The organism is Pseudomonas sp. B33.4 (genome assembly GCF_034555375.1).
Taxonomy (GTDB): Bacteria; Pseudomonadota; Gammaproteobacteria; order Pseudomonadales; family Pseudomonadaceae; genus Aquipseudomonas.
In genome coordinates, this window is record NZ_CP140706.1 from 5,230,329 (window position 1) to 5,243,212 (window position 12,884).

Here is a 12,884-nt window from a genome sequence, read left to right on the forward strand (position 1 = left end):
GCAGCTCCAGGCTCGGCAGTGACAGAAAAATGCTGCGTCGGATTCTAGGCGATCAGCCCCCAAAAGGCTCTATCCCAAGCCACGATTCCCGCGGCTTGCAGGCATTCCACAAGCACCATCTCGCGCCGATGACAGAGGATCATTCACACAGCGAATAGTTTTATTGTGACCGACGGTTCACTTTCGACCTTTGACAGGTTTGTTTCTTGTCTATATTTTTTCGAATCTGAATAATGTAAGAATTATCGTCATCGCAGCACCCAGCAGTAAACCGGGAACGGAATGGGGATTCCTACTTGGTGAAAATCGCGCCCTGCCCTATCGGCACGACGCCAGACAACAACAAAAACCGAGGTTTTCAATGACAACTGCTTTACAGCAACCAACGCTCTCGAGCCAATGCATGGCCGAGTTTCTGGGTACTGCTCTTCTGATCTTTTTCGGCACAGGCTGTGTCGCCGCGCTCAAAGTCGCGGGCGCCAGCTTTGGCCTGTGGGAAATCAGCATCATCTGGGGCGTCGGCGTGAGCATGGCGATCTACCTCACCGCCGGTGTTTCCGGCGCGCACCTGAACCCGGCCGTGAGCATCGCACTCGCCATTTTCGCCGACTTCGAAAAGCGCAAACTACCGTTCTATATTCTGTCGCAGATCGCTGGAGCGTTCTGCGGTGCATTGCTGGTTTACACGCTGTACAGCAATCTTTTCTTCGATTACGAACAAACTCACCAAATGGTTCGCGGCTCGGCTGCCAGCCTTGAGCTGGCCTCGGTGTTCTCGACCTTCCCCAATCCTGTGCTGTCGACCGCCCAGGCGTTCCTGGTCGAGATGATCATCACCGCGATCCTGATGGGCGTGATCATGTCCCTCACCGACGACAACAACGGTTTGCCGAAAGGCCCGCTGGCGCCGCTGCTGATCGGTTTGCTGATTGCCGTGATCGGTAGCTCGATGGGCCCGCTGACCGGTTTCGCGATGAACCCGGCGCGTGACTTCGGCCCGAAACTGATGACTTTCTTCACCGGCTGGGGTGAAATTTCCTTCACTGGCGGTCGCGATATTCCGTACTTCCTGATTCCGATTTTTGCACCGATTGTCGGTGCCTGCCTCGGCGCTGCCGGGTATCGCGGGCTCATCGCCCGTCACCTGACCGGCGCCACACCTGCTACAAAGGATGCAGAACCGGCCATTGACGGCAAACCAAGAACTTCTTGAAACAGTCGGCGCAGGCTCCTGCCCAATAGAGCCTGCGCCACGGCCCACTCTCCCTTATTTCGTCCAAGGCAATCGACATGACCGACATTCAGAATAAGAACTACATCATTGCCCTCGATCAGGGTACGACCAGCTCCCGCGCGATCATTTTCGACCGCGATGCGAACGTGGTCTGCACCGCGCAGCGCGAATTCGCCCAGCATTACCCACAGGCCGGTTGGGTCGAACACGACCCGATGGAAATCTTCGCCACCCAGAGCGCAGTGATGGTTGAAGCGCTGGCCCAGGCCGGTCTGCACCACGACCAGGTTGCTGCCATCGGCATCACCAACCAGCGTGAAACCACCGTGGTCTGGGACAAGACCACCGGCCGGCCGGTGTACAACGCCATCGTCTGGCAGTGCCGCCGCAGCACCGAGATCTGCCAGCAGCTCAAGCGTGACGGCCACGAAGAGTACATCCGCGACAACACCGGTCTGGTCACCGACCCGTACTTCTCCGGCACCAAACTGAAGTGGATCCTCGACAACGTCGAAGGCAGCCGCGAACGTGCGCGTAACGGCGAACTGCTGTTCGGCACCGTCGATAGCTGGCTGATCTGGAAATTCACCGGTGGCAAGGTGCACGTCACCGACTACACCAACGCCTCGCGCACCATGCTCTTCAACATCCACTCGCTGGAGTGGGATTCGAAGATGCTGGAGATCCTCGACATCCCGCGCGAAATGCTCCCGGAAGTGAAGGCCTCCTCGGAAATCTACGGTCGCACCAAGAGCGGCATTGCCATCGGCGGTATCGCTGGCGACCAGCAGGCCGCCCTGTTCGGCCAGATGTGCGTCGAGCCGGGTCAGGCGAAAAATACCTACGGCACCGGCTGCTTCCTGTTGATGAACACCGGCGACAAAGCGGTGAAATCCCAGCACGGCATGCTCACCACTATCGCGTGCGGCCCGCGTGGCGAAGTCGCTTATGCGCTGGAAGGCGCAGTGTTCAACGGCGGTTCGACCGTGCAGTGGCTGCGCGATGAGCTGAAAATCATCAACGACGCCCACGACACCGAATACTTCGCCAACAAAGTGAAGGACAGCAACGGCGTGTACCTGGTACCGGCGTTCACCGGTCTCGGCGCTCCGTACTGGGACCCGTATGCCCGTGGCGCGCTGTTCGGCCTGACGCGCGGTGTGCGCGTCGATCACATCATCCGTGCTGCGCTGGAATCGATCGCCTACCAGACCCGCGACGTGCTCGACGCCATGCAGCAGGACTCCGGCGAACGCCTCAAAGCCCTGCGCGTGGATGGCGGTGCGGTGGCCAACAACTTCCTTATGCAGTTCCAGGCCGACATCCTCGGCACGCAAGTCGAGCGCCCGCAAATGCGCGAGACCACGGCACTCGGCGCGGCGTACCTGGCCGGCCTGGCGTGCGGTTTCTGGGGCAGCCTGGAAGAACTGCGCGGCAAAGCGGTAATCGAGCGCGAGTTCGAACCGAGCCTGGACGAAGTGGAGAAAGAGAAACTCTATAAAGGCTGGAAAAAAGCCGTCAGCCGCACCCGTGACTGGGCGCGTGAGGACGCCGAATAAGCCAACCTGCAGAGACTGACAGGTAACTAACTGGTCGGGAGCGGATTCCTGCGGCATCATGGGCAAATTTTGCACGGCAGCCCAAAGGAAGCCCCATGAATCTGCCTCCCCGTCAGCAGCAAATCCTCGAGCTGGTCCGCGAACGCGGCTATGTGAGCATCGAGGAAATGGCTACGCTGTTCGTTGTTACCCCGCAAACCATTCGCCGCGACATCAATCAGCTCGCCGAAGCCAATCTGCTCCGCCGTTATCATGGCGGCGCCGCTTACGATTCCAGCGTCGAAAACACCGCTTATGCAATGCGCGCCGACCAGATGCGCGATGAAAAACAACGCATCGGTGAAGCCATCGCGGCACAGATTCCCGATCACGCCTCGCTGTTCATCAATATCGGTACGACCACCGAATCGATTGCCCGCGCCCTGCTCAATCACAATCACCTGAAAATCATCACCAACAACCTGCACGTAGCGTCGATGCTCAGTGCCAAGGATGATTTCGATGTGCTGCTGACCGGCGGCAATGTGCGCCGTGACGGCGGTGTGGTCGGCCAGGCGAGTGTGGATTTCATCAATCAGTTCAAGGTTGATTTCGCCCTGGTCGGGATCAGCGGGATCGATGAAGACGGCAGTTTGCTGGATTTCGATTATCAGGAAGTGCGGGTTTCGCAGGCGATCATTGCCAATGCGCGACAGGTGATTCTGGCAGCGGATTCGAGCAAGTTCGGCCGTAACGCGATGATCCGGTTGGGGCCGATCAGTCTGATCGATTGCCTGGTGACCGATCAGCAGCCGGTGCCGGCGTTGGCGCAGTTGTTGAGTCAGCACAAGATTCGCCTGGAAGTCGTTTAAAAACCCTCAAGATCAAAAGATCGCAGCCTTCGGCAGCTCCTACATGGGTTCACTTGACCTGTAGGAGCTGCCGAAGGCTGCGATCTTTTGCTTTTAATGTTCGAAAATTTTCTTTTAACCGCCCTTCGATGAGTTTTTTCAATCGAATGCGACTGGCTGCGCGCGTCTTTATGGGCTACCATTTTCGCAAATGAACATTCATGTTCGATTTCCAATATAGAAAATCAAAGAGCCCGAGGCCAGCCGATGTCCACCTCTACCTTGCGTACGCCCCCTCTCTCCGAGATCTACGACCTCGCCGTTATTGGCGGCGGGATCAATGGCGTGGGGATCGCAGCGGATGCCGCCGGTCGCGGGCTTTCGGTGTTCCTTTGCGAAAAGGACGATCTGGCCAGCCACACCTCGTCAGCCAGCAGCAAGCTGATCCACGGCGGTCTGCGCTACCTCGAACATTACGAATTCCGTCTGGTGCGTGAAGCGCTGGCCGAGCGCGAAGTGCTGCTGGCCAAAGCGCCGCACATCGTCAAACCGATGCGCTTTGTGCTGCCGCACCGTCCGCACCTGCGCCCTGCGTGGATGATTCGTGCGGGCCTGTTCCTGTATGACAACCTCGGCAAGCGCGAAAAACTGCCAGGTTCGAAAAGCCTGAAGTTCGGCGCCGACAGCGCGCTGAAAAGCGAAATCAAGAAAGGCTTCGAATATTCCGATTGCTGGGTCGACGATGCCCGCCTCGTGGTACTCAACGCCATGGCCGCCCGCGAAAAAGGCGCCCACGTGCATACTCAGACCCGTTGCGTCAGCGCCCGTCGTGCCAAAGGCTTGTGGCACCTGAATCTGGAGCGCGCCGACGGCAGCCTGTTTTCGATCACCGCCAAAGCGCTGGTGAACGCCGCCGGCCCATGGGTTGCCAAGTTCATCCGTGACGACCTGAAGATGGAATCGCCGTACGGCATCCGCCTGATTCAGGGCAGCCACATCATCGTGCCGAAACTGTACGAAGGTGATCACGCGCACATTCTGCAAAACGAAGATCAGCGCATCGTCTTCACCATTCCGTATCTGAACCACTTCACCCTGATCGGTACGACCGACCGCGAATACACCGGCGATCCGGCGAAAGTGGCGATTACTGACGGTGAAACCGATTACCTGTTGAAAGTGGTCAACGCCCACTTCAAGAAACAGGTGAGCCGCGACGACATCCAGCACAGCTACTCGGGCGTGCGCCCATTGTGCAACGACGAATCCGACAACCCGTCGGCGGTCACCCGCGATTACACCCTGGCCTTGTCCGGCAACACGGAAGAAGCGCCACTGCTGTCGGTGTTCGGCGGCAAGCTGACCACCTACCGCAAACTCGCCGAGTCGGCGATGGCGCAGTTGCTGCCATTCTTCACCCAGATGCGCCCGAGCTGGACGGCCACCGCCACCCTGCCCGGCGGCGAAGACATGACCACCCCGCAAGCCTTGAGCGCGCTGATCCGCGACAAGTTCGACTTCGTGCCGACCGAGATCGCCCGTCGCTGGTCCACCACTTACGGCAGCCGCACCTGGCGCATGCTTGAAGGGGTGGAAACCCTGGCCGACATGGGCGAACACCTGGGTGGCGGGCTTTACACCCGCGAAGTTGATTACCTGTGCAGCGAAGAGTGGGCGACCACGGCGCATGACATTCTCTGGCGCCGCAGCAAACTCGGTTTGTTCACCACCCCGGCGGAGCAGGAAAAACTGGCGGCTTATCTGGGCAAGGTTGAACAGAACCGCAAGACTGAAGCGGCCTGATCTTCGCACCGTCGCTTGAACGAAAGCCCCTGAATTGTGAGATTCAGGGGCTTTTTGTTGTGCCAACAAGATCCAGGCCCCCCTCCCCCCAGCCCTCTCCCCCCAAGGGGGCGAGGGGAAAAGGGAAAGTCGATCAGGGCTTTTCAAACTCTGAGGTCGACTCGATATTTCAGGTCGGCGTAACTCGCAAGGACGACGCGGTCAGTCCCCTCTCCCTCTGGGAGAGGGCTAGGGTGAGGGGCTTTTAGGGCTGCATCACTGCGCCAAATGCAACAACAGAAAATCAATGAACGCCCGCGACTTGTGGGGCAGGTGCGGAGTATTGGGAAACACCACATTGATCGACTGCGAAGGCAGCGAATACTCCGGCAGCAAGCGCACCAAACGCCCGGCGGCGATGTCTTCTGCGACCACCCACGCCGGCAAAACCGATACCCCCAGCGACGACAACGTCATCGAACGAATCGCCGTCGAAGAATTCGATTCAAAGTGGCTGGTGCCGCCGACCTCGGCACCCTGCCCTTGCCCAAGGCGCAATGTCCACTGGGTCGGCGCCTGTAAATTGCTGTTGGCAATCCACGGCACATTGTTCAGATCCTGCGGTTCACGCACCGGATGTCGGGCGAGAAATTGCTCGGTGGCCACCAGCACGATTTCATAATCGGCCAACTTGCGACTCTTGAATGCCGAATCCGCCAAGTTGCCCAGGCGAATCACCAGATCAAGCTTTTCCGCGACAAGATCGTTCAATGAAGAGTTAAAGTTGTAGCACAAACGAATTTCCGGATAACGCTCGGAGAACAACGGAATCAACGGCAGAATATACTTCTCACCGTACTCACTGGTCGAACTAATCCGTAACTTTCCGGACACCCGATTATTACCTTTGAGGACATTATCAAAGGCATTGTCGATGTCTGCGACAATGCCCTTGAACTCTTCATAAAACTCCTGACCTATTTCGGTCAGCGAAATATTGCGGGTATTGCGGATCAACAAGGTTGCCGACAAAACTTCTTCCAGCGCCTTGACATGCAGGCTGGCCATGGCTTTGCTGATACTCAGATAATTCGCAGCCTTGGTGTAAGAACCAAAATCCACCACCGCAAGGAAGGTCTGAACCCGATTAAGATGAGAGTGCATGGCGCTATGGCTCACTGTTAAATCCTGTCAAACATTGTTTTAAGCATAGTCGTATCGACACTTCAAGTCCATCGCCCCTATGCTGCGCGGCAAAGGGGATTCAACATGAACTATCGCTATAAGATCGCGCTGATCTTTCTGATCGGCTTCTTTATTGACTGTATAAACATATTTATGTCGGCGGTGGCATTGCCGAGTATATCGGCAACTTTGCAAGTCAGTACTTCATCGGTGGCGTGGGTCGCCAACGCTTATATTCTTGGCCTGACCCTGATTATTCCGGTGAGCACCTGGCTGGCCGGGCGCTTCGGCAGCCGCGATATTCTTACCGCATCGATGCTGGTATTCAGCGGTTCAGTGTGGATGTGCGGCATGGCCGACAGTTTCCACGAACTGGTGATCTGGCGTTTCGTTCAGGGCATCGGTGGCGGGCTGCTGATTCCGGTCGGTCAGGCGCTGACCTTCAACCTGTTTCAGGGTGAACAACGCGCCAAAATCTCCACATTGGTGATGGCCGTGGCGCTGATTGCTCCGGCCATTTCACCGACGGTCGGCGGCATCATTGTCGACAGCAGCTCCTGGCGCTGGGTGTTCTACAGCAACATCCCGTTTTCGTTGATCGCGGCCGGGCTGTCGTGGTTGTGGATCAAGGAAAGCAAACCAGCGCACCTGCCACGCCCGGACATCAAAGGTTTGTTGCTGGTCAGTGCCGCACTCGCCAGCCTGCTGATGGGCATGTCGTTGTACGGCGGCGACTACCCGGCGCTGGCCGCGTTGAGCTGTGTCGCGGCAGGCTTGCTGTTCATCGTGCTGTACCTGCGGCACTACCGCCGCTGCAGCAACGCGATCATCGAATTGAGCCTGCTCAAAAGCAAAAAGCTCAGCACCTCGATCTTCATCTATTACGCGATTCCCGGCGTGTTCACCGGGGTCAACCTGATGAGCATTTTCTTCCTGCAGAACACCCTGCACTTCAGCGCCCGGCTGACCGGGATGTTCATGATCCTCTACGCCATCGGCGCGTTCATTGCGATGACGATTTGTGGTCGGGTCTACAACCGCGTCGGCGCGAAACGCCTGTTCACCCTCGGCATGCTCCTGCACAGCGCCGGTATCGCCACGCTGATGCTGGTCAATGACCCGGCGGACCTGTGGGTGATCGTCATCGCTTACAGCCTGATGGGCATTGGTGGCGGCATCGGCGCCAACACCGCGCAGACCACCTCGCTGATGGACTTTGCCGGCGGCGATACGCACAAGGCCAGCGTGATCTGGAACATCAATCGGCAGATGTCGTTCAGCCTCGGTGCCGCGTTGTTTCTGATGATCTTCAATGTGCTGCTCAAGCAGTTCGATACCACACAGGCTTACCACGCGACCTTCGCGATTGCCGCTCTGGTCGGGCTGTTCCCGCTGTTTCAGATGAGTCAATTGAACCCTCCAAAGGAATGCCATGAACAACAACCTGGTTGAACGAGCGCAACACAGTATTCACCACGTGCACGAACTGATTCACCGCGTCTTCACCGACGCCGACGGTGCCGGCGCAAACGCCATCGCGCCGCTGATGGAGGTGTTCGCCGAGCACTTCAGCATGGTCACCACCTCGGCCGCCGTGGTCGGTCGGGCACAAGTCGAGCAACTGTTCAACGGCGCCGTCGGTGCCCGCAAAGGTCTGGAGATTCTGATCAGCGACCTGCACACGGTCTGGCACGAAGGTTCGACCGTGGCCCTGCGCTACAAGGAAACCCATCGCCTGAACCACAGTGAAACCTCACGTATTTCGCTGGCGATCCTGCGTGTCCAGCACCACGACGTTCAGTGGTTGTACCTGCACGAAACACCGATCAACCAGGAAAAACCTGCATGAAGTACACCGTCACCCACTGCCGGATGCTCTCGGCATCGATCAAGGAAGTCACCGTCAGCGGTCCCGCCTCCCTGTCGGACATGACTCATGCCGGTGCGCACTTCAAATGGTTGATTCCGGGCCTGGACGACTGTCGGCATTACTCGACGGTGCACGTGGACGAGATTGCGGATGGCCGGTTCACCTTCGCCATCCGCCTCTCGCCAGACTCCATCAGTAGCCAGTACATCCGCACCTTGGCGGTCAATGACAGCGTGGAACTTGAAGGTCCGTTGAACACCTTCAACTACCCGCTCGACGCTGACAGCGGGCGTGATATCGCGATTGCCGGCGGCATCGGTATCACGCCGCTGACCGGCATCCTGCGCCACCTGAGCGTGTTGAACCGCCCGGCGCAGTTGCATTATTTCGCCAAGAGCGCCGACGACGCGGTCTATGCCCGATACCTGCAAGACCAGTTGCAGGAACGCATGCAACTGCACCTCTCCGGCAGTCGCCCGGCGATCAGCGCAGTGCTCGCCGATCTGCGCGCCGATGACCGTCTGTATGTCTGCGGCCCGGCGGCAATGCTCGGTGAAGTGCTCAGCCACGCCGAAAACGCTGGCCTGGCCCGTGAGCAGATCCATCTGGAAGTGTTCAACGTTGCCCGCGATGACGCCGCACAAGGCTGTGTCATCGAGGCGGCAGACTCCGGCGTCAGCGTCAATGTCGGCCCGCAACAGTCGTTGCTCGAAGCCCTGGAAGCGGCCGGACTCGATCCGCTCTATGACTGCCGTCGTGGTGAATGCGGCGTCTGTGCGCTGGATGTACTGGAAGGCGAAGTCGATCACCGCGACTTCATCATGAGCGAACAGGAAGCGGCCTGCAGTGCACGAATCTACCCCTGCGTCTCGCGCGCAAAAAGCCCGCGCCTGAAACTGGCGATCTGAGAGAGGACACCCCGTTGGACAACTATTTCAATGGCAGGGAAGTGCATAAATCTCTGTTCCTTGATCAGGCGCTTTTCGAACAGGAACAGCAGCGCGTGTTCGCCGCGAGCTGGTGTTACCTGGGTCACGACAGCCTGATCCCCGAAACCGGTGACTACTTCACCACCACCCTCGCACAACAGCCACTGGCGATGGTTCGGCAGAAGAACGGCACCATCGTCGTGCTGCACAACCGCTGCCCGCACAAAGGTGTGAAAGTCCTCGCCGAAGCGCGCGGCAATGTCGGCCGCTTCATGCGTTGCCCGTATCACGCCTGGACGTTCAAGACTGACGGCGAGTTGCTGAGCATTCCGGTGAAAAAGGAGTACGACGACTGCGACCTCAGCAGTTGTTCCGCGCACAAGGGCATGCGCCCGGTGAACGCGGTGCACAACTATCGCGGCTTCGTGTTTGTCCGTTTGACGGAAGACGGCATCGGCTTCGAGGCGTTTTTCGGTGAGTCGCTGTCGACGCTCGACAACATGGTCATGCGCTCGCCGCTGGGTCAGTTGAAAGTGATCGGCCAGCCGCTGCTGCACCGTCATCGCTGCAACTGGAAAATGGTCGTCGACAACCAGACCGACACCTGCCATCCGATGATCGCCCACGAATCTTCGGCCGGCGAAGCGATACGCCTGTGGCAGGAATCCGGCGATCAGGGCAAGCCACCGATGGCCGTCGAACTGTTCTCGCCGTTCATGGCCTCCTACGAGTTTTTCGCCGGCATGGGCATTCGGGTCTGGCCCAATGGCCACGGGCACACCGGGGTCAGCAATTCGATCCACAAGGCCTACACCGACATCCCCGGTTACTGGGAATTGATGGTCGAAAACTACGGTGAAGAGCAGGCCCGGGCGATCCTCGACGACACCCGCCACAACACCGTGTATTTCCCCAACCTGATGGTCAAGGGGCCGATCCAGACCTTGCGCGTGATCAAACCGGTCAGCGCCCGCGAGACCATCGTCGAGTCGTGGATCTTCGAACTGCAAGGCGCGCCCGTGCAGTTGCTGGAAAGAACCGTGCAGTACAACAACCTGATCAACTCGCCCTGCTCGATGGTCGCCCACGACGACGTGGAAATGTACGAACGGGCCATGGAAGGCCTGGGCAGCGACGCCAACGAATGGGTCAACGTCGCCCGCCTGTTCAGCCCGAACGAATCCTACGCGCAGAGCCAAGTGGTGTCCGGCACCAGCGAAATGGCCATGCGTAATTTCTATAACAGTTGGCAGCACTTGATGCGGGACGACCATGCAACACGATCAATCTAATCACCACGCCATCGAGCAACTGATCGAGACCGAACTGCACTTGCTCGACCAGCAGGATTTCGCCGCCTGGCAGCAATTGCTCAGCGATGACTACCACTACTGGATCCCGATGACCCGCGAACAGGTCAGCCCGTTGCACGAATCATCGCTGGTGTATGAGGACCGCTTTCTGACCACGCTGCGGATCAATCGGCTGGCCAACGCGCGCAACTTTTCCCAGCAGCCGAAGAGTCGCAGCCTGCACATCGCCCAGCGCCCGCGCATCACCCTCGACGCAGCCTCGTTCAGCGCTTTCGCCAGCTCCAACATGCTTTATTGCGAAGCGCGCGGCGACAGCGAATGGCACTACCCGGTGACCGTCGAACATCAACTGATCAATATCGATGGCACCTGGAAGATTCACGGCAAGAAAATCCTGTTGCTCAACCCCGCACGCGCCCTTGAAAGCCTGCAGCTCATTATCTGATCGATCGAGAAGTCCCCCTGTGAAACCTATTTCCCATGATGTCAGTCAGGCGTCCGCGTGCCTGTCTTTTCCCTACGTCGATCTGCTGTATGACTATGGCCAGTTCCTGCGCAGTGCCGATGAAGCCATCGGTTACCTGCCAGCGGAAACTGCCGAGAAACACATCGGCATCGTCGGCGCCGGCCTCAGCGGGCTGGTCGCCGCCTACGAATTGCTGCGCGCCGGGGCACGTCGCGTCACCCTGTTTGAAGCCGAACCTGCGCATGTCGGCGGGCGTCTGCTGACCCAGTGTTTTGATGAGGAACAGCCACAATTCATCGCGGAAATGGGCGCCATGCGCTTTCCGCCGAGTGAGGTCGGGCTGTTTCACTACCTTAATCGTTTCGGCATCCAGACCACCGAAGCGTTTCCCGACCCAGGCGTCGTCGACACCGAAATCCACTACCGTGGCGAGGCTCATCACTGGGCGGCTATGCAGCCGCCGCCGGCGCTGTTCAGCACCGTGCACCAGGGCTGGATCGCCTTTCTCAGCGAAGGCGTCACCCTCGATGACGGCACGTGCCTGGCGCCACCGCTGTTGATCACCGAATTGCTCAAGCAGCACAATTACTGCGAAGTGCAGCCCGAGTGGCAACGCTATCTGGACTGCTTCGGCGACAGCTCCTTTTACTCGGCGATGGTGCGCATCTTCACCGGCAAAAACCCGCCGGGCGGCAAGCCGTGGCGCAAGCCTGAAGACTTCCATCTGTTCGGCTCGCTGGGCATTGGCTCCGGCGGTTTCCAGTCGGTGTACCGTGCCTCGTTCACCGAGATCCTGCGCCTGGTGGTGAATGCGCTGGAGGTCAATCAGCGTCTGGTGCCCAACGGTATTTCCTCGCTGGCCGAGCGCATTGCCGACACCTCCTTCAACGGCATTCAGGTGCGCGACATGATCTGTCGCACGCGCATTGAATCGATCAACAAAGGGCCCACAGGCGAAATCCTGCTGGCCGGCAGCAACGGCGAAACCTATGCCTGTGATCGCGTCATCACCACTACCACGACCCGCGCCCTGCAAGTGAACCTCAAGCTCACGCAGAACCAGGCCTTCGTTAATCGCGACGTGGCGCGGGCGATCAATGAAACGCACATGGTCGGCTCATCCAAGCTGTTTATCCTGACCAAGGACAAGTTCTGGCTCAAACATGGCCTGGCGCACAACATCCAGACCGACACCCTGGTCAAGGGCGTGTATTGCCTCGACTACGCACCGCACGATCCGGACTCCTGGGGCGTGGTGCTGATCAGTTACACCTGGGAAGACGACTCGCACAAGATGGTTTCGATGACCGACAAGGTGCAACGCTGCCTGCGTCTGGTCGATGAATTGGCGATGAGCGCGCCGGAATTTGCCAGCCACCTGCTCCCGCTCGACGGCGACTACCAGCGCTACGTTCTGGAATACGACTGGCTGACCGACAAGCACGCACTCGGCGCTTTCAAGCTGAATTTCCCCGGCGACGACATTTACTCCGAGCGCCTGTTCTACCAGTTCCGCACCGCCCTCGATCCGAAACAGGACACCGGTTTGTACCTCGCCGGTTGCGGCGCCTCGTTCACCGGCGGCTGGGCCGAAGGCGCGATTCAAACTGCGCTCAATGGCGCATGTGCGGTGATCAGCAGTCTGGGCGGCGATTTGATTGCCGGTAACCCGCTCGACGACTTGCACTCGCAGTACCGCTACTGCTGACCCTGTCC

At 58.7% G+C, this 12,884-nt stretch carries 11 protein-coding genes; 10 read left to right on the plus strand and 1 reads right to left on the minus strand.

What is annotated here, in order from left to right; all coding sequences use genetic code 11:
* Nucleotides 1-361 precede the first annotated feature (361 nt).
* The 4 genes from U6037_RS23050 to glpD all read left to right on the plus strand — a co-directional run bounded on the left by U6037_RS23050 (nt 362) and on the right by glpD (nt 5,426).
* Entirely contained in the window at nt 362-1,213 is an 852-nt protein-coding gene (locus U6037_RS23050) for an MIP/aquaporin family protein (RefSeq protein WP_064391976.1), read from the plus strand.
* A 77-nt stretch (nt 1,214-1,290) separates the two neighbouring features.
* Nucleotides 1,291-2,793 (plus strand): glycerol kinase GlpK, encoded by a 1,503-nt coding sequence (gene glpK / locus U6037_RS23055; protein ID WP_007916698.1) that lies wholly within the window; start codon nt 1,291-1,293, stop codon nt 2,791-2,793.
* Between the two features lie 95 nt (nt 2,794-2,888).
* Entirely contained in the window at nt 2,889-3,644 is a 756-nt protein-coding gene (locus tag U6037_RS23060) for a DeoR/GlpR family transcriptional regulator (RefSeq protein ID WP_007916700.1), read from the plus strand.
* Nucleotides 3,645-3,890: 246 nt separating this feature from the next.
* Nucleotides 3,891-5,426 (plus strand): glycerol-3-phosphate dehydrogenase, encoded by a 1,536-nt coding sequence (glpD, locus tag U6037_RS23065; protein ID WP_322844644.1) that lies wholly within the window; start codon nt 3,891-3,893, stop codon nt 5,424-5,426.
* 255 nt (nt 5,427-5,681) lie between these two features.
* On the opposite strand, the gene U6037_RS23070 is transcribed toward glpD, so the two are convergent.
* On the minus strand, nt 5,682-6,569 hold the full coding sequence (locus tag U6037_RS23070) for a LysR family transcriptional regulator (protein ID WP_064118987.1): 888 nt from the start codon (nt 6,567-6,569) through the stop codon (nt 5,682-5,684).
* 105 nt (nt 6,570-6,674) lie between these two features.
* On the opposite strand from U6037_RS23070, the gene U6037_RS23075 reads away from it, so the two are divergent.
* The 6 genes from U6037_RS23075 to U6037_RS23100 are packed head-to-tail and all read left to right on the plus strand — an operon-like array spanning nt 6,675 to nt 12,876.
* A complete protein-coding gene (locus tag U6037_RS23075; protein ID WP_322844645.1) occupies nt 6,675-8,042 on the plus strand; it encodes an MFS transporter in 1,368 nt (455 codons plus the stop codon).
* Nucleotides 8,023-8,439: a DUF4440 domain-containing protein gene (locus U6037_RS23080; protein ID WP_322844646.1), complete on the plus strand. Its 417-nt coding sequence runs from the start codon at nt 8,023-8,025 to the stop codon at nt 8,437-8,439. The genes U6037_RS23075 and U6037_RS23080 overlap by 20 nt, the downstream gene beginning before the upstream one ends.
* The gene (locus U6037_RS23085) at nt 8,436-9,368 is read left to right on the plus strand and encodes an iron-sulfur cluster-binding domain-containing protein (protein ID WP_322844647.1); all 933 of its coding nucleotides are present in this window, start codon (nt 8,436-8,438) and stop codon (nt 9,366-9,368) included. The genes U6037_RS23080 and U6037_RS23085 overlap by 4 nt, the downstream gene beginning before the upstream one ends.
* Nucleotides 9,369-9,382: 14 nt before the next feature.
* Nucleotides 9,383-10,681 carry a Rieske 2Fe-2S domain-containing protein gene (locus U6037_RS23090; protein WP_322844648.1) on the plus strand — a complete coding sequence of 433 codons (1,299 nt, stop codon included), beginning with the start codon at nt 9,383-9,385 and terminating at the stop codon, nt 10,679-10,681.
* Nucleotides 10,662-11,147, plus strand: a complete 486-nt coding sequence (locus U6037_RS23095; protein WP_322844649.1) for an aromatic-ring-hydroxylating dioxygenase subunit beta — start codon at nt 10,662-10,664, stop codon at nt 11,145-11,147. The genes U6037_RS23090 and U6037_RS23095 overlap by 20 nt, the downstream gene beginning before the upstream one ends.
* Nucleotides 11,148-11,166: 19 nt before the next feature.
* Nucleotides 11,167-12,876: an NAD(P)/FAD-dependent oxidoreductase gene (locus tag U6037_RS23100; protein WP_322844650.1), complete on the plus strand. Its 1,710-nt coding sequence runs from the start codon at nt 11,167-11,169 to the stop codon at nt 12,874-12,876.
* The last annotated feature ends 8 nt before the right edge of the window (nt 12,877-12,884 follow it).

What these genes read in the sequence shown, in the direction of transcription:
- U6037_RS23050 (WP_064391976.1), top strand. Translation starts at nt 362, where the DNA reads ATGACAACTGCTTTACAGCAACCAACGCTCTCGAGCCAATGCATGGCC.
- glpK (WP_007916698.1), top strand. Translation starts at nt 1,291, where the DNA reads ATGACCGACATTCAGAATAAGAACTACATCATTGCCCTCGATCAGGGT.
- U6037_RS23060 (WP_007916700.1), top strand. Translation starts at nt 2,889, where the DNA reads ATGAATCTGCCTCCCCGTCAGCAGCAAATCCTCGAGCTGGTCCGCGAA.
- glpD (WP_322844644.1), top strand. Translation starts at nt 3,891, where the DNA reads ATGTCCACCTCTACCTTGCGTACGCCCCCTCTCTCCGAGATCTACGAC.
- U6037_RS23070 (WP_064118987.1), bottom strand. Translation starts at nt 6,569, where the DNA reads ATGCACTCTCATCTTAATCGGGTTCAGACCTTCCTTGCGGTGGTGGAT.
- U6037_RS23075 (WP_322844645.1), top strand. Translation starts at nt 6,675, where the DNA reads ATGAACTATCGCTATAAGATCGCGCTGATCTTTCTGATCGGCTTCTTT.
- U6037_RS23080 (WP_322844646.1), top strand. Translation starts at nt 8,023, where the DNA reads ATGAACAACAACCTGGTTGAACGAGCGCAACACAGTATTCACCACGTG.
- U6037_RS23085 (WP_322844647.1), top strand. Translation starts at nt 8,436, where the DNA reads ATGAAGTACACCGTCACCCACTGCCGGATGCTCTCGGCATCGATCAAG.
- U6037_RS23095 (WP_322844649.1), top strand. Translation starts at nt 10,662, where the DNA reads ATGCAACACGATCAATCTAATCACCACGCCATCGAGCAACTGATCGAG.